18 protein-coding genes are annotated in these 16,074 nt (G+C 67.5%); 6 read left to right on the top strand and 12 right to left on the bottom strand.

All coding sequences use genetic code 11. From position 1 onward, the window contains the following. Positions 1–146: 146 nt before the first annotated feature. The 4 genes from ACFWPX_RS35995 to ACFWPX_RS36010 are packed head-to-tail and all read right to left on the bottom strand — an operon-like array spanning position 147 to position 2,112. Positions 147–584 carry an OsmC family peroxiredoxin gene (locus tag ACFWPX_RS35995; RefSeq protein ID WP_378918433.1) on the bottom strand — a complete coding sequence of 146 codons (438 nt, stop codon included), beginning with the start codon at positions 582–584 and terminating at the stop codon, positions 147–149. Positions 585–639: 55 nt separating this feature from the next. Next, positions 640–1,086 (bottom strand): SRPBCC domain-containing protein, encoded by a 447-nt coding sequence (locus ACFWPX_RS36000; protein ID WP_056818993.1) that lies wholly within the window; start codon positions 1,084–1,086, stop codon positions 640–642. A 55-nt stretch (positions 1,087–1,141) separates the two neighbouring features. Beyond that, entirely contained in the window at positions 1,142–1,462 is a 321-nt protein-coding gene (locus ACFWPX_RS36005) for a DMT family transporter (RefSeq protein ID WP_378918435.1), read from the bottom strand. Next, positions 1,459–2,112 carry an FMN-dependent NADH-azoreductase gene (locus ACFWPX_RS36010; RefSeq protein ID WP_378933279.1) on the bottom strand — a complete coding sequence of 218 codons (654 nt, stop codon included), beginning with the start codon at positions 2,110–2,112 and terminating at the stop codon, positions 1,459–1,461. The genes ACFWPX_RS36005 and ACFWPX_RS36010 overlap by 4 nt, the downstream gene beginning before the upstream one ends. A 103-nt stretch (positions 2,113–2,215) precedes the next feature. Between ACFWPX_RS36010 and ACFWPX_RS36015 the strand changes: the two genes are divergently transcribed. Then, complete coding sequence (locus ACFWPX_RS36015) at positions 2,216–2,824, top strand: TetR/AcrR family transcriptional regulator (RefSeq protein ID WP_378933282.1); 609 nt, start codon at positions 2,216–2,218, stop codon at positions 2,822–2,824. A gap of 16 nt (positions 2,825–2,840) precedes the next feature. On the opposite strand, the gene ACFWPX_RS36020 is transcribed toward ACFWPX_RS36015, so the two are convergent. Together ACFWPX_RS36020 and ACFWPX_RS36025 are read right to left on the bottom strand one after the other, a co-directional pair. Then, complete coding sequence (locus tag ACFWPX_RS36020) at positions 2,841–3,701, bottom strand: ABC transporter permease (protein WP_378933285.1); 861 nt, start codon at positions 3,699–3,701, stop codon at positions 2,841–2,843. Next, complete coding sequence (locus tag ACFWPX_RS36025) at positions 3,698–4,597, bottom strand: ABC transporter ATP-binding protein (protein ID WP_378933288.1); 900 nt, start codon at positions 4,595–4,597, stop codon at positions 3,698–3,700. The genes ACFWPX_RS36020 and ACFWPX_RS36025 overlap by 4 nt, the downstream gene beginning before the upstream one ends. Before the next feature lie 146 nt (positions 4,598–4,743). Between ACFWPX_RS36025 and ACFWPX_RS36030 the strand changes: the two genes are divergently transcribed. Both ACFWPX_RS36030 and ACFWPX_RS36035 read left to right on the top strand, forming a co-directional pair. Then, the gene (locus tag ACFWPX_RS36030; protein ID WP_378933293.1) at positions 4,744–6,012 is read left to right on the top strand and encodes a sensor histidine kinase; all 1,269 of its coding nucleotides are present in this window, start codon (positions 4,744–4,746) and stop codon (positions 6,010–6,012) included. After that, positions 6,009–6,701 (top strand): response regulator, encoded by a 693-nt coding sequence (locus ACFWPX_RS36035; protein ID WP_378933296.1) that lies wholly within the window; start codon positions 6,009–6,011, stop codon positions 6,699–6,701. The genes ACFWPX_RS36030 and ACFWPX_RS36035 overlap by 4 nt, the downstream gene beginning before the upstream one ends. A gap of 4 nt (positions 6,702–6,705) precedes the next feature. Here the strand turns inward: ACFWPX_RS36035 and ACFWPX_RS36040 are convergent, their stop codons facing one another. Next, entirely contained in the window at positions 6,706–7,353 is a 648-nt protein-coding gene (locus tag ACFWPX_RS36040) for a VWA domain-containing protein (protein WP_378918449.1), read from the bottom strand. A 125-nt stretch (positions 7,354–7,478) separates the two neighbouring features. Between ACFWPX_RS36040 and ACFWPX_RS36045 the strand changes: the two genes are divergently transcribed. Next, complete coding sequence (locus ACFWPX_RS36045) at positions 7,479–7,937, top strand: DUF1877 family protein (RefSeq protein WP_378933300.1); 459 nt, start codon at positions 7,479–7,481, stop codon at positions 7,935–7,937. 90 nt (positions 7,938–8,027) lie between these two features. After that, entirely contained in the window at positions 8,028–9,218 is a 1,191-nt protein-coding gene (locus ACFWPX_RS36050) for an MFS transporter (protein WP_378933303.1), read from the top strand. Here the strand turns inward: ACFWPX_RS36050 and ACFWPX_RS36055 are convergent. Beyond that, positions 9,199–10,047 carry a helix-turn-helix domain-containing protein gene (locus ACFWPX_RS36055; RefSeq protein WP_378933306.1) on the bottom strand — a complete coding sequence of 283 codons (849 nt, stop codon included), beginning with the start codon at positions 10,045–10,047 and terminating at the stop codon, positions 9,199–9,201. The genes ACFWPX_RS36050 and ACFWPX_RS36055 overlap by 20 nt on opposite strands. A gap of 122 nt (positions 10,048–10,169) precedes the next feature. Here ACFWPX_RS36055 and ACFWPX_RS36060 point away from each other — a divergent pair, with 122 nt between their 5' ends. Beyond that, a complete protein-coding gene (locus ACFWPX_RS36060) occupies positions 10,170–10,622 on the top strand; it encodes a DUF1877 family protein (protein ID WP_378933309.1) in 453 nt (150 codons plus the stop codon). Between the two features lie 58 nt (positions 10,623–10,680). On the opposite strand, the gene ACFWPX_RS36065 is transcribed toward ACFWPX_RS36060, so the two are convergent. The 4 genes from ACFWPX_RS36065 to ACFWPX_RS36080 all read right to left on the bottom strand — a co-directional run bounded on the left by ACFWPX_RS36065 (position 10,681) and on the right by ACFWPX_RS36080 (position 15,801). Beyond that, on the bottom strand, positions 10,681–13,248 hold the full coding sequence (locus tag ACFWPX_RS36065; RefSeq protein ID WP_378918459.1) for an ATP-dependent Clp protease ATP-binding subunit: 2,568 nt from the start codon (positions 13,246–13,248) through the stop codon (positions 10,681–10,683). A gap of 274 nt (positions 13,249–13,522) precedes the next feature. Continuing rightward, positions 13,523–14,452, bottom strand: coding sequence for a lipase family alpha/beta hydrolase (locus tag ACFWPX_RS36070; RefSeq protein WP_378933312.1), 930 nt, complete (start codon positions 14,450–14,452; stop codon positions 13,523–13,525). A gap of 63 nt (positions 14,453–14,515) precedes the next feature. Continuing rightward, on the bottom strand, positions 14,516–15,064 hold the full coding sequence (locus ACFWPX_RS36075) for a DUF1772 domain-containing protein (RefSeq protein ID WP_378933315.1): 549 nt from the start codon (positions 15,062–15,064) through the stop codon (positions 14,516–14,518). A gap of 125 nt (positions 15,065–15,189) precedes the next feature. Continuing rightward, positions 15,190–15,801 (bottom strand): FHA domain-containing protein, encoded by a 612-nt coding sequence (locus tag ACFWPX_RS36080; RefSeq protein ID WP_101464728.1) that lies wholly within the window; start codon positions 15,799–15,801, stop codon positions 15,190–15,192. Positions 15,802–16,074: the final 273 nt, after the last annotated feature.

Consider the following 16,074-nt stretch of genomic DNA (forward strand, 5'->3'; position numbering starts at 1 on the left):
GCCTTGGCCCCCGTGCGGGGGACCGGGCGGCCCCCGCCCCCGCACCCCCCCCCCGCCCCCGCCCGGGTGCCCCCCCCGCCCCCCGCCCGCGACCCCCGCGCCCGGCCCCCAAATCAGACACGGCCCCCCCACGGCCGGTTATGAGATCAGGCCAGTGCCGCGTCCAGTTCGATCTCGGCCACACCAGCGAGAGCCTTGCTGACCGGGCAACCGTTCTTCGCCGCGAGGGCGGCCGCGGCGAACCCGTCGGCATCCAGGCCCGACGCGCTGCCGCGCACGGTGAGCTTGATCTTGCTGATCTGGAAACCACCGGCCGGGTCGGGCGCCAGCGTCACATCGGCGTTGACGTCAAGGCCCTCCGGTGTCCCACCGGCGTTGGCGATCTCCGCCGAGAGCGCCATCGAATAGCACGACGAATGCGCCGCCGCGATCAGTTCCTCCGGGCTGGTGCCCTCGGCCGTGTCGGCCGCCCTGCGCGGGAAGCTCACATCGAACTTGCCCACACCCGAGCTGACCAGTTCGACCTGCCCGGACCCGTCCTGCAGTCCGCCTGACCAGAGTGTGCGTGCGCTACGAGTCGGCATCGCGATCCTTTCGGTTCGAGTTGTCTTGCATTCGATGACGAACCTACTCGGGTGCTCACACAGTGGCGCTGGTGATTTCGTCGAGACGCTCGAGTTTGTCCGGCCAGACCTGCTTGTGCAGATCCCTGATCGCCGCGGTGGGGAACCCGGAGTGGCGTAGACGCAGGCGGATGCCGCGTGGCTGCTTGAGGAATTCGGCGGCGACCACGGTTTCGACGCCGTCGGTGGCGGCGGTGACCCAGGTGAATTCGATGCGCCGGTTCGGCTCGAGCAGCAGGATGCGGCCGTAATGGGGGTTGCGTTTTTCGGGCGAGCCGGTGTCGAAGTAGAGGGGCTCGTTGACGGCGGGGCGCATCAGCACCGATCCGGGGACGGCCAGCCACAGGTCCATGCCTTGGGTCCAGGCCGCGTAGAGCAGGCTGGGCGAGGCTTTCATCACGCGCTCGACCGTGAGCTCGTGTGGCCGCGTGGACAGGTCCGGGGGGCGAACTGGCTGGTCCATCAGCCGACCTTACCGGTCATGACCGGCCGATCCTCGCATCGGGTGCGCGACAGGGTTACTCGGGATTCGTCACGCGCGCGAGCACGATGCCGCCGAGGATCATCGACAGCGCCAGCGCTCGGCCCGCGCTGAGCGGATCCTTGTGCACGAGCACGCCGAGACCGATCGCGCCGAGCGCCCCGATTCCGGTGAATACCGCGTAGGCGGTGCCCACCGGGAGAGTCTGCATGGCGCGCGAGAGCAGATACACGGCCAGCGAGCCGAGCGCGATACAGAGCAGGGTCGGGCCGGGTTTGGTGAAGTTCTCGGTCGGTTTGATGGTCTGCGACCAGGCGATTTCGACGAGCCCGGCCAGACCGAGTACCAGCCAGCTCATCGCACGTATTCCTTGGCAAGAGAGCCCACTTCGGCCTGCGCGGCGGCGAGCGAAGCCTCGTGTGCGTCACGCAGGTGGGCGAGGTTCGGATCCTGAACGGCATTGGCAAGTTCCGCGTTGACGAAAACCGTGTCGGTGACGGCGAAGTGACCCGCGAAGAAGTCACGCAGGAAACGTTCCTGGTAGTCGAACGCGGCTTTCGGCGCCCCTGGTGAGTACGCACCGCCCCGGGCCGTGACCACGACGAACCTGCGCTCCCCCAGCGACATTCGGGGGAAGGTGATCTGGTCGAGCCACGCCTTGAGGGAGGCGGGGACGGAGTAGTTGTACATCGGGGTGCCGATCAGGATCACGTCAGCGGCCAGGACCTGCGCCAGCAGCGGTTCCACCACCCGCCATGCGGCCTCGGCGGCGGGCGTGACAGCGAGTTCCGCGAGCCGGTCGAGGTCGGTGACCCCGGCGGCGAGGACAGCGTCACACAGTTCGGTCCAGCCCTCGTCGATGAACGGCGCCGGCTCGGCGGCGAGGTCTCGGTAGGTGTAAGTGCCGCCGGGTTCCGCATCGCGCCAGGCCCGGACGAACTCGGCACCCAGCTTGCGACTGAGGGAGTTCCTACGAGCGCTGGCGTCGAGGTGCAGCAGGTGTGTCATGACAGGTTCCTAACTGGACATGCTGTCCACTTGTTGATACCTCGACGATAGGACATATGTGGACAGCATGTCCACATATTCTTTTCTGGGCTACAGTCAACGCATGGAGCCCCGATCCGACCTGCTCACCGGCACAGCACGGGATGCGCCACCGACCACCGAGCGCACCGACGCGGCCCGCAATCGCGCGAAAGTACTGGCGGCCGCCGCCGAACTCTTCGCCACCCGTGACCCACGCACGGTCACCATGGACGACATCGCCAAGGCCGCGGGCGTCGGCCGCGGCACCCTCTACCGCCGCTACCCCGATCGCACCGCGATCGCCGTCGCCCTCCTCGACGAGCACGAACGCGCCCTCCAGGAACAGCTGCTACGCGGCGCGCCCCCGCTGGGCCCCGGCGCGCCCCCGGCCGATCGACTTGCCGCCTTCTACGCGGCGATGATCGAATTGCTCACCGCGCACGCGCATCTGGTACTCGGCGCGGAAACCGGCGGCGCCCGTTTCGCCACCGGCGCCTATGGGTTCTGGTCGATGCACGTGCGCTCGCTGCTGATCGAAGCCGCTGTTCCACAACCGGATTCACTGGTCGATACCGTCCTCGCGCCGCTCGCCGCCGAGGTCTACCTCCAGCAACGCGAGCGGGGTTTGTCACCCGAGCAGATCACCGAGGGCCTGTCTACGCTTGCCCACCGAATCCTGGGTGCGTCTTAGTCCTCACAGGTGCGGGTCAGGTGAGGTCGCGGCGGGTCATGAGCCAGATCGTGCCGCCCGCGAAGGCCGTCACGTAGACAGCCAGCAGAGCGAAAGATTCACCGCGGGTGAGGATGTCGAGAACGCCCGGGTTGGCCGGGCCCTCCACGGTGCGCATCGCTCCGGCCAGCGAGCCCGCAGCGGTGCCGGGGAGCAAGTTGGTGACCGCTTCGATCGGGCCGAAGATGCCCGCCACGCCGCGGAGCAGATTCTCCACGACCAGGACCCAGACCAGCCCGAGGCCGACGGCCAAGGCGGGGCCACGGGCGATGGCACCGATGAGGGCACCGGCGAGGGTCCACATACCGAGAATGGCTGTACCGGTGATGATTCCGACGAGTGAATTTTCGAGCGACGGCATGGTGATCGGCTGGGATTCGCCGGCCGCGATCACGGTCGCGATCCCGATGTCGACGGCGAAGGCGACCAGGACGAGGGCGATGACCACCCCCAGCAGGGTCAACAGGAGTCCCGCCACCGCCGCGGGGCGGCTCGGCCCCTGAGTGAACACGGTTTTCCAAGTGCCCCAGCCATATCCGCTGCCGACAGCGAGGGCACCGAGAATCAGCACCAGCGCGCCGCCGAACATCGACATGCCCTGCGTGAACACCTCGGGGACGGCGGCGGGCATGAGTTGTCCGAGGAGAACGTCGCGGGGTAGCCCGTCCGACATCGCACCGTTCTCGCCGGAGGTGTAGGCGAGGTAGTTGAAGAGGTAGGCGAAGGTCAGATTGAGCAGGATCCAGGTGCCCAGGACGATCCAGAAGGCGGGCCAGCGGCCCAGGCGTACCGCTTCCGCGCGAACGCTCGCGGTGAGATCCCTTGTCATGGCGTTCATTTCGCTACCTCCACAGCCGTCATCTCGAAGAACACTTCTTCCAGGGATTTCTCGTCCACCCGCAGTTCGAGCAGGTCCGCGCCCGCCGATACGACAGCTCGCGCGACATCCGGTGCCATCGCGGCGCTCGTTTCCACCCTGATTCCGTCCGCGCCTGCTCGTGCGGGCGCATCGGTGACCGCGCGCACCGCGTCGAGAGCCACGTGCGCGGGCTCGGCGCGAACCAGCAGTGTCGCGGTGCCGCGCAATTCGGCCACCGTCGATTCCGCGAGCAGGCGACCGCCGGAGATCACGCCGACGCGGTGGCAGATCTCCTGCACCTCGGTGAGCTGATGGCTCGACAGCAGCACGGTGTGTCCGTCAGCCGCGAGATCGGTGATGAGCGTGCGCATTTCGGCCAAACCAGCTGGGTCGAGGCCGTTGGTCGGTTCGTCGAGGATCAGCAGGTCGGGGTCGCCGAGCATGGCCGCGCCCACGCCGAGGCGCTGTTTCATGCCGAGCGAATAGGTGCGGAAGCGGTCACCTGCCCGGTCGGCCAGGCCGACACGTTCCAGCGCCGTTTCGACCTCGACGTTCTCGTGGCCGCGATAGCGGGCGAGTACCCGCAAGTTGTCACGGCCGGAGAGGTAGGGGTAGAAGCCGGGGCCCTCGATGAGCACGCCGATACGGCGCAGTACCTCCGGGTCGCCCGGAGTGCGGCCCTGGACGGTCGCGGTGCCCGCACTGGGCCGGATGAGACCGGCCAGCATGCGCAACGTGGTGGTTTTGCCCGCGCCGTTGGGGCCGAGGAATCCGTAGATCTCCCCGGCCGCGACCCGCATGCTCACCGCGTCCACCGCGAGGTGCTCGCCATAGCGTTTGGTCAACTCGGTGGTGACCACGATCGATTCGTTCATGGGAATCAGAATCCGCGCTCATGGGCTGCCTGGGCATCCGTCGCGCGGCGTGCACGGTGCTACGCCGCGCGGACTACACGGCTGCCCGCGGGAAATACGTGCGCAGGCCGACGCGGGCGGCACGGGTACGCAATAGGGTTGGACCCGTGGGAACGTCTGCGAAGTGGGAGCGTGGCTCAGTCGTTCAGGACTGGGGCCTGGCAGTGGTGGTCGCGGTGATCCAGCTGGCCGGTAGTTCCGGTGCGAATTCGCATCAAACCGGTGTGCGGTCGCTGGACGCTTTCGCGTATCTGCTGCTACTCGCGGGGCCGATCGCGCTCGGTTTCCGGCGGGTGCTGCCCGAACCGGTACTGCTGGTGGCGCTGGTCGCCGCGGTGACGTATGTGCTGCGCAACTACGGCTACGGGCCGATCTTCCTTTCGCTGGTGATCGCCTTCCTGACGGCAGCCGTCACCGGATCACGCTGGCACACATACCCGGTGGTCGCGATCGGCTACCTGACGATGGTGTGGCCGTTGCCCGCCCTGCTCGGACGGCACTCCGACGCGTGGCAGATATTCGGGCTGCTGGCCTGGATGGGCGTGCTGGTCGCGATCGCGGAGGGGGTGCGGCAGCGGCGCGCGGTGGTGCTCGCGCGCAAGCAGCGGGCCGAGGCGGCCCAGCGCGACGAACAGGCTCAGCAGGCCAGGGCGGCATCCGAGGAGCGGTTGGCCATCGCCAGGGAGCTCCACGATGTTCTCGCACACAGTCTTTCGCTGATCAATGTGCAGTCGTCGGTGGCGCTGGAGCTGTTCGATCGCAAGCCGCAGCAGGCGGCCGCGGCGCTGGCGACCATCAAGACGACCTCGAAAGAGGCTCTCACCGAGGTGCATACGCTGCTGCACGCGATTCGCAGCGGGACCGCGGTGGTGCCGGAGTACCCGGAACATGTCGGCGTACCCGATGACGTACCCGTTGCGCCACGCCCCGCCCCGCGTGCTCCCGCGCCGACCCTCGACGACCTCGACACACTACTCGAACGCACCAGGGCGACCGGGCTCGACGTCGACACCAAGATCATCGGCACGCCCAAGAAGCTGCCGAGCGTGATCGATGTGGCGGCAGCCAGGATCGTGCAGGAATCGCTGACCAACGTGGTGCGGCACGCGCCCGGCGCGACCGCGCTGATCACGCTGCGGTACACCCCGGAATCGGTGGACATCACCGTCGACAACACCCGGCCGACCGAGACCGCTGTGCGAACCGGGATCGGCGGCAACGGGATCATCGGGATGCGGGAGCGGGCGCATGCGCTCGGCGGGGCGCTCACCGCGGGGCCACGCCCGTCCGGCGGGTTCAGGGTGGCGGCCCGATTGCCCGCTCGGCCAGCGGCTTCGGCCACATCGGATGCGCGCGGCAAGGAGGCAAGCGCGTGAGTGATCCTGGCGAACTGCCTCGGCCTGCGAAGATCCGGCTCCTCGTCGCCGACGATCAAGCGCTGGTGCGTGGCGGTTTCGTCGCCCTGCTGGAGGCCCAGGACGACATCGAGGTCATCGGCGAGGCCGAAAACGGTGAGCAGGCGGTCCGGATGACCCGCGCCCTGGTCCCGGATGTGGTGCTGATGGACATCCGCATGCCGATCCTCGACGGCCTCGCCGCCACCCGCATGATCGCCGACGACCCCCAGCTCGCGCCGGTCCGCGTCGTCGTCCTCACCACCTTCGAACTCGACGAATACGTCTTCGAAGCGATCCGCGCCGGCGCCGCGGGCTTCCTGGTCAAACACACCGAACCCGCCGACCTGCTGCGCGCCGTCCGCGTCGTAGCCGCGGGCGACGCCCTCCTCTCCCCCGGCGTCACCCGCCGCCTGCTCGCCGAATTCTCCACCCACGCCAAACAACCACCCCCCGCCGCCTTCGCCGAACTCACCGACCGCGAACGCGAGGTGATGACCCTGGTGGCCGAGGGCCTCACCAACGCCGAAATCGGCGCCCGCCTCTACATGTCCCCCGCCACCGCCCGCACCCACGTCAGCCGAATCCTCACCAAACTCGCCGCCCGAGACCGCACCCAACTCGTAGTCCTCGCCTACGAATCAGGCCTGGTCCGCCCAGGTTGGCAATAGACGCCTAGCTGCCCTGGTCTGCTTGTTTGCGTTCGGAGGCGGAGAAGCGGGCGCGGCGGGCGACGCCCGCGGGGGCGGCTTGGGCTCGGGCGGAGTAGGCGGAGAGGGCGTCGAAGGCTCCTCGGACGCCGCCTGCGACCGGGGCGTAGGTGATGGCCGAGCCGGGGTCGAAGCCGAGGTTGGAGCCTACTTCGACGGCGTCCATGTTGGCGCCGAGGAAGACGAAGGTCCAGTTGTAGACGTCTTGCTGCTGGGTGATGAGGGACTTCACGGCGGCGTGGGTCCATTCGCGGCTGGAGTTCTCGTGGCCGTCGGTGAGGACGACGACGATCACGGTGCCGGGACGTTCGTGTTCGGGGCGGGCGGCCAGTTCGGTGCCCACGCTGGTGACGAGCTCGCCGAGCGCGTCGTAGAGCGCGGTCCCACCGCGCGGGTGCAAGCTCGGCGGCGGTACCTCGGCCAGCGGCACATTCGAGTAGACCACGGTGTAGGTGGTGTCGAACTGGGCGAGCGTGACCTCGATCTGTTTCGGCACGGCGCGCTGCTGTTCGAAATAGGCGGCCAGCCCACCTTCGGTGTCGGCCTTGATCGTCTGCATCGAGCCCGAGCGGTCGAGCAGAACGGCGATCAGTGTGCGGTTGGAATCAGTCATGTGTACGAACACCCCCGTGTCGGTTGGACGAGCAATTCCCACCGTACGCCGCGAAATAGGACTGTCCGACCGGCAAAAAGAAGTCGCCAAGGTATCGCCAAGCCTGGATTTCTACCTTTCCCACCATGGGACCAGTGCTCGCATTCCACCGCATCTCCGACGCCGACGCCGCCCGCATCACCGCCGATGCCGAGGCCGCGTTCGAACTGATCGACGCCATCGACCGCACCGGCGAACCATGCGGCGACATCGACAAGGCTTGGGACGGACTGCGCTACCTGCTGGCAGCCGCGCGAGTCGACCTCGACCTGCTGCGCGATCTCGACCCGTGGGCGGGCGACGGCGAGCCGCGGATCTGGACAGCCGACGAGGTGTCAGCGGCGGCCCGCACCATGGCCTCGACACCGTTCACCGTCCTCGCCGCACACTTCGACCCGGACGACATGGATGACAACGACGTGTACCCGGACATCTGGGACACCGACTTCTGCCACGAATACCTGCGCGAACACTACGACGGGCTGCTGACCTTCCTGGCCTTCGCCACCGAGCAGAACTCGCCCGTGCTGAGCCGATTCGAATAGACCAGACCGCCGCTCGACACCGCGGCGTTTGAGTCGGATGCGGTGGCGTTTCGGGCGAGTGCGGCGCCGCCGGGCGATGTTGCATCTGGCATGACTACGACTTCGACGGCCGACGCGGCGGTGCCCACCACCGATCGCCGGGTCCGGCCCGCCCTGCTGACCATGTTCCTCGGCAGCTTCACACTGGTGACCGCCGAATTCCTGCCACCCGGTGTACTCACCGCGCTGGCTACCGATCTGAACGTGCCGGAGGGAGTAGTCGGGCTCTCGGTGAGCGCGACGGCCCTGACCGCACTGCTGGCCGCACTCGGGTTGGGCGCGCTGTTTCCCCGCATGGATCGGCGCACCCTGCTGATCTGGCTGACCATCGGCGCGGCGGTGTCGAACGTGGTGGTGGCGCTGGCACCGAATATCGTCCTGTTGCTGATCGCGCGACTGCTCCTCGGACTGGCTGTCGGTGGCTACTGGTCGATGGCGCTGGTGATCGCCGCCGAGCTCGTCCCCGCCGACCGCCTCGGCAAAGCGATGATGATCGTGAACGCGGGGACCACCGTCGCGACGGTGGCCGGCGTGCCGCTCGGCGTGCTGCTGAGCACCTATGCCGGCTGGCGGACGACCTTTCTGGTCGCGGCCGCGCTGACCGCCGCCACCGCCGTCGCCGTGCGGCTGATGTTGCCGCCGATCGCGCCGAGCAAGGGCATCGGGTTCGCCGCCCTCGGTAGCGCTCTGCGGGCTCCGGGCATGACTCTGGGCCTGATCAGCATGGTCGCCGTCGTCGGCGGGCACTTCGCCGGATACACCTACATCCGCCCCGCCATGGCCGAACTGCTTGGCGCGGGCCCGGCGGTGATCCCGGTCCTGCTCGCCCTGTTCGGCGTCGGTGGTCTGCTCGGCAACTTCGTCCTCGGTGCACTCGCCGATCGCCACCTCGGCACCCTGCTGCCGGCGGTGCCGACGGCCATCGGCCTGTCATTGCTCGCGATCATCGCCTCCGCGACATTCGCCCCGCTCGCCTACCTCGCCGTGGTCATCTGGGGCGCCGCGTTCGGCGGCATCCTCAACCTGGTGCAGGTGTGGGTGTCGCGGGTGCTGCCCGATCGAATGGAAGCGGGCAGCGGGCTGATCGTCGGCGGTTTCCAGCTGGCGATCATCCTCGGCTCGGCGATCGGCGGCCGTGGGGTGGACAGCATCGGCCTTGCCGCCACCTACGGTCTCGGTGCCCTCGCCGCGGTGCTCGGCGGTGTGCTGATCCGGCGCTCACTCACCCGAGCGGGGCACTGACACCCGCAGGCTCCCGGGTCGCCCGCCGCCAATCCGACGGCGTGCGGCCCGTGTGGCGCCGGAACGCCCGCCCGAATGCCGTCTCCGAGCGATAGCCGAGGCGGCGGGCCACCGTGCCGACCGGCACCTCGTGGTCGACCAGCAACAGCTGCGCCCGCTCGATCCGCAGTTTCGTCAGGTACCTGCCCGGCGTGAGGCCGGTGGCCGCCTGGAACCGGGCGGCGAACCCGGACCGCGAGGCCAGCGCGATCTTCGCCAGTCCCTCGACTGTCCACTCCTGCCCCGGGTCGGCATGCATCGCGGCCACCGCCTGCGCCACCCCTGGCTCATTGACTTTCAGCAGCCACCGTTGTGGCGCGCATCCGCGGGCGTGCCAGGACTCGATCGCCATCGAGGTGATCAACGTGGCCACCCGGTCGCCCTGGACGCCGAACGGGTCGGGGCACTGTTCGACCAGGTGGCGAAACATGGTCGCGGCCAACGGTGTGTGGTCGACGAAACCGGTGAGCAGTACTCGTTGCGGCAGCGCGGTCATGGCACTGCCGGTCCCGACCGGGTCGAGGCGCACCCGGAGCACCCTGCCCGCCGACAGCGCGTTGATCGCGAATCGAGCCGTACCGGGAACGAACAGGAAGTCGCCGCTCGCCAGATCCTCTGTCGTACTGAGCCCTTCGACCCGAACCAACCCGTCCAGCACCACGAGCGCACTCGGCCCCGTCATGAACTCCCACTGACCCGCCGTCAGCCTGAACTCGTCGCGCCCCGCGAACCGCCACCCCACACCGGCCAGCACCTCGTCGAGGCTGTGCGCACCATCGTCCTGCGTCACTGTGCACCCCTCATGAAGGAACCGGCGATGCACCTCACGGTACCGGTCAGCGGCGGTCGAGGTCGGTACCCGCTGATAGCTTCGGGCGACACCGAGGGAAGGAAGTTGTTGTGGGGGTGATCATGTCGTTCATGAGGGTGAGCGCAGCGGATCTGGAGGTGACGATGCGGGACGCTGATCGCGCGGAGGAGTTTCTCGCCGAATACGTGCCGCCGGAGACCGATCCGAGCGGGTACCTCGACAAGTCGTGGGCGGGGTTGAAGTACCTGCTGGAAGCGGCGGAAACCGGTATCGACCTGTTCTTCACCGGGACGCCGTCGGCCATCGACGAATACATCGGGTGGACCGCGGAGGACGTGTCCTACACCGCGGAACTACTGGGCAAGACTCCGTTCCGCATCCTCGCCGCGCACTACGACCCGAACGGAATGGACGAAGCCGGTGTGTATCCCCAGATCTGGCTTCGTGACGGCAACGTAGGCCTCGACTATCTCGGTCAGTACTACGCCGTGCTGGTCGAGGTGTTCGAGCACGCCGCACGTCATCGGTCCGGGCTCCTTCAGCACTTCGGCTGATCCGCTACGCGAAAAGCCCGCCCCCTGATATCGGGGGCGGGCTTTTCGGTTCAGCTGGTTACTCGCCGGAGGCGGCGGCTTCGGGCGCGGTGCCCTCGGCTGCGCCGGTGAGGACTACCTCTGGCTTGTCGTCGGTCGCGGAGGACTTGGTCAGCTTCGTCTTGCCGGTGAAGGTGAACTTGGCGTCCTCGCCGAGACCCTCGCCGTTCCAGCCTTCGACGTCGACCATGATGGTCTGGCCCGCGCCGATCTCGCCGAAGAGGATCTTCTCCGACAGCTGGTCTTCGATCTCGCGCTGGATCGTGCGACGCAGCGGACGCGCGCCGAGGACCGGGTCGAAACCGCGCTTGGCGAGCAGGCTCTTGGCCTGATCGGTCAGCTCCATCGCCATGTCCTTGTTCTTCAGCTGCTTCGAGACGCGGGCGATCATCAGGTCCACCATCTGCACGATCTGTTCGCTCGTGAGCTGGTGGAAGACGATCACGTCGTCGATGCGGTTGAGGAACTCGGGCCGGAAGTGCTTCTTCAGCTCGTCGTTGACCTTGAGCTTCATCCGCTCGTAGTTCGAGCCCTCGGCGTTGGACTGGGTGAAGCCGAGGCCGACAGCCTTCGAGATGTCGGAGGTGCCCAGGTTCGAGGTGAAGATCAGCACGGTGTTCTTGAAGTCGACCGTACGACCCTGACCGTCGGTGAGACGGCCGTCCTCGAGCACCTGCAGGAGGGTGTTGTAGATCTCCTGGTGCGCCTTCTCGATCTCGTCGAACAGCACCACCGAGAACGGCTTGCGCCGCACCTTCTCGGTGAGCTGGCCGCCCTCCTCGTAGCCCACGTACCCGGGAGGGGCACCGAACAGACGAGAAGCGGTGAAGCGGTCGTGGAACTCGCCCATGTCGATCTGGATGAGCGCGTCGTCGTCGCCGAACAGGAAGTTCGCCAGCGACTTGGCGAGCTCGGTCTTACCGACACCCGAGGGGCCGGCGAAGATGAACGAGCCCGACGGACGCTTGGGGTCCTTCAGACCGGCGCGAGTGCGGCGGATCGCCTTGGAGACGGCCTTGACGGCATCCTCCTGGCCGATGATCCGCTTGTGCAGCTCGTCTTCCATGCGGAGCAGACGGGTGGTCTCCTCCTCGGTGAGCTTGAAGACGGGGATGCCGGTCCAGTTGGCCAGCACCTCCGCGATCTGCTCGTCGTCGACCTCGGCCACGACGTCCAGATCACCGGAACGCCACTGCTTTTCGCGCTCGGCCCGCTTGGCGACGAGCTGCTTCTCCTTGTCGCGCAGACGCGCGGCCTTCTCGAAGTCCTGCGCGTCGATAGCGCTTTCCTTCTCCCGGCGAGCATCGGCGATCTTGTCGTCGAAGTCGCGCAGGTCCGGCGGAGCGGTCATCCGGCGGATGCGCATGCGCGCGCCCGCTTCGTCGATCAGGTCGATCGCCTTGTCCGGCAGGAACCGGTCGTTGATGTAGCGGTCGGCCAGGGTGGCGGCGGCGACGAGAGCGCCATCGGTGATGGAGACCCGGTGGTGCGCCTCGTAGCGGTCGCGCAGACCCTTGAGGATGTTGATGGTGTGCTCGACGGTCGGCTCGCCCACCTGCACCGGCTGGAAACGGCGTTCCAGAGCGGCGTCCTTCTCGATGTACTTGCGGTACTCGTCGAGGGTGGTGGCACCGATGGTCTGCAGCTCGCCACGGGCCAGCTTCGGCTTCAGGATCGAGGCCGCGTCGATGGCGCCTTCGGCAGCACCCGCGCCGACGAGCGTGTGCAGCTCGTCGATGAACAGGATGATGTCGCCGCGGGTGTTGATCTCCTTGAGCACCTTCTTGAGGCGCTCTTCGAAGTCACCGCGGTAGCGGCTGCCCGCGACCAGGGAGCCCAGGTCGAGGGTGTAGAGCTGCTTGTCCTTGAGGGTCTCGGGGACCTCGCCGTTGACGATGGCCTGTGCCAGGCCCTCGACGACCGCGGTCTTACCGACACCGGGCTCGCCGATCAGCACCGGGTTGTTCTTGGTGCGGCGGCTCAGCACCTGCATGACGCGCTCGATTTCCTTCGAGCGGCCGATGACCGGGTCGAGCTTGCCCTCGAGCGCGGCCTGAGTGAGGTTGCGGCCGAACTGGTCGAGCACCAGCGAGGTGGACGGAGTACCCGCCTCGCCGCGCGGACCGGCGCCCTCGACGGGCTCCTTGCCCTGGTACCCGGACAGCAGCTGGATGACCTGCTGACGGACACGGTTGAGGTCGGCACCCAGCTTGACCAGCACCTGGGCCGCGACGCCCTCGCCCTCGCGGATGAGGCCGAGCAGGATGTGCTCGGTGCCGATGTAGTTGTGGCCGAGCTGCAGCGCTTCGCGCAGGCTCAGCTCCAGCACCTTTTTGGCACGCGGGGTGAAGGGGATGTGGCCGGACGGCGCCTGCTGGCCCTGCCCGATGATCTCCTCGACCTGGCTACGCACACCCTCCAGCGAGATACCAAGGGACTCCAGCGACTTCGCCGCCACGCCCTCGCCCTCGTGGATCAACCCAAGCAGGATGTGCTCGGTGCCGATGTAGTTGTGGTTGAGCATCCGGGCCTCTTCTTGGGCCAGGACAACGACACGCCTCGCGCGGTCGGTGAACCTCTCGAACATCGCTCCCTCACTCTCCTGCTCCGACATTCTGGCAACAGACGCCGCAGTATGCTCGATACAACCTAGGGCGTCGGACCGACAACTTTCGCCGTCAGCCTGCCATGAAGCCCGGGGGTTGCGGCCCCCGCCATCCACTCTAGTTGGCAGGGGATTCCGCCGCCGCCGGTCCACCCTATTGAAGACCGGCGACAACATGGTCATTCACTCACAACGCGCACGTCGCGGCATTCGTTTCCTGTTCAGTTTTGCCTACAGCGAAATCCCGCGTGGTGGGTTATCCGGTGAAGGGTGGGACGAATTCACAGGGCACCGCGGCCTGTCTGGCGGGGTCGAGGGCATTGAGGACGTGACCGGCCGCGCGTTGGCTGCCCGCGATGGCCAGGTGCTCGGAGAAGTCCTGCGCGCAACCGTCCTGCACGACGATCGAGGTGGCGTTCGGGCCGGGGACCAGGCCCGATGTGTGCGGGACGACCAATTCGTCGAAAGCGGAGACGATATTGGTGTAGGTGACCCGTGCGTCGTACACACCGTCGGCGTTGAGCGCGGTCATGAAGGGCGAGCCGGTGAACATCTGCCCGCAGGCCTGACACAGCGACGAGCTGACCGCGTCGAAGGCGGGACCCGCGCCGAGCGCCCGGCTGAAGCGGGCGATATCGCCCGCTCCGAACGCGTTGGTGCCGAGCCAGGGCGGCGCGATCCCGACCAGCTTGCCGACCCTGTCCCCGCCACCCAACCGCTTGAGGTAGTAGTTGCCGACGATATTGCCCTGCGAATGGGCGATCAGGTCGACGCGCTCGGCGCCGGTGCGGGCCAGCACGCCGTCGACGAAGGCCGCGACCTCGGCCGCGCTCTGCTCGATCGGACGCATGCCGCCGATCGCCGAGACGGGCCAGGGAAGGGCGTAGGCGCCGTAGGTGAGGGAGAAGACGCAATAGCCCTCGTTGGCCAGCAGCGGGGCGTACACGCCCCAGTTCGTCTGCCCTCCGCCACCGGTGCCGTGCAGCAGGACCACCGGGTCGGGATGTTCGGGCGAGGGGACGCAGGCCGGATCGTTCGCGCCGGGTAGCGAGCCGCCCGGGTTGGTGAGCTCCGGCGGGATGCCCGCGAAGAAGTTGTAGTCGACCGGGAGGGGCTGGGCCGACGCGGTGGCGGGCAGGCAGGCGAACAGGGCCGCGGCCAGCACCAGAAGCGAACTACGTCGCATGAACGACTCCTCACTAGAACGTGTTCCACTTATCATGGAACACGTTCTAGTGATCGCGTGGCGCTACCGGCCGGAAACCATCGACGCCGTTGCCGCCGCGGGGGTGCTCGACTTACCCTCCTGCACGCCGGCGGCGAACAGCGCACCGCACAGCACCAGGAACGCGGCGGTGTGCACCACCGCGCGGACGATGTTCCAGCGAACCCAGGCCGCCTCGAAATCCGCACGGACAGCGGCGGTGTCGGCGATCGAGGCGGGATCACCCGCCGCGGCGATCGCGTCGTTGAGCGGCACGTTCAGCCCCACGGTGACGGCGAAGGCGATCACGTTGAGCGCCAACGCGATTCCGATCCAGATCAGTGTCGAGCGCTGGTCCTTGCCGAGGTGCACAGCGGCCGCGAGAGCGGTGAAACCGACCGTGCCCATGAAGCCGAACATGAACCAGGGGTTGATGATCACGACGTTGATCTTCTGCATGACGTCGATGAGCGTGCGGTCGTCGGTGCGAGCCAGCGCGGGCATCACCGAGATCGCGTACGCGTAGAACACCCCGGCGATGAGTCCGGTACTGAGCAGGGCCAGCACTAGGGTGGCCATCCGAACTGCGAACATGCGATGTCTCCTGACTCGTGGTCCGGAGCTTCGATCCCGCGCTCCGGTGATACGAGTAAGTCAACCGCCCAGCGCCCGTCCGCGAACATAGTTCAGGCGCTCACCGACCTACGCGAGCGTCGCGATCACAAATCGTGGTCGGAGATCAGGCCGCTCTGCATGGCCAGTGCGGCCAGCCGGGTGCGCTTCTGGTTCTGCGGCAGATTTTCCACCCCGAACTTCGCGAACAAGGCGCGCAGATGGGTTTTGATCGCGTCGATGGAGAGGAACAATTCCTCGGCGATCTGCTGATTCGACGCGGGCGTCGCGAATCCGGTGCCGTGTTTGTACGGACGGCACAGCGCGACCAGCACCGCGCGCTGGGTCTCGGTCAGTGAGCGCATCGTGGGGATGGACCCGGACGCGGTATGCGTCGCGTCATCCACCACACCACCGAAATCGAAGAAATGCACGAGCGTGGTCCCGACCCGAATCCGGTCGCCAGGACTCAGCCTGCGGCGCCCGACCAGCCGCTCACCGTTGACGAAGGTGCCGTTACGGGAAAGTCCGTCATCGATGATGGTCCAGTGCGCGCCGAGATGTTCGACGGCCGCGTGCAGACGCGAAACCTCGGCGTCCCACGCGAGCACGAGGTCGGCCTGCACATTGCGCCCGATGGTGACGCGCTGCTGCCCAGCCTCCAAGGCCAATTCATGCTGTTTACCGGTGTCATCGGTGTATCGCAGGAAAGAGCTCACCGCGCAACACCGCCGGATACTCGAAACGCCTTGTGCACGGCCATCAGTCTACGTCCCGACACCCCACGCCCGGCACAACACCGACCCCTTGTTCCCCAACCAACGCAACCCCGCGCGCCCCGACCTCGAGGAGGGGCAGGCAGGCGAAGCCTGCCGTGGGGGGCCCGGGGGGGCGGGGGTGGTTGGGGGTGGGGGGCGGGGAGCATCTACCACTCAATGACACACAAACCCCCCACGCGCGCGGGCGCGCCCGCCCGCCCCCCCCCCCCCCCC

Source organism: Nocardia sp. NPDC058518 (assembly GCF_042719655.1).
Lineage (GTDB): Bacteria > Actinomycetota > Actinomycetes > Mycobacteriales > Mycobacteriaceae > Nocardia.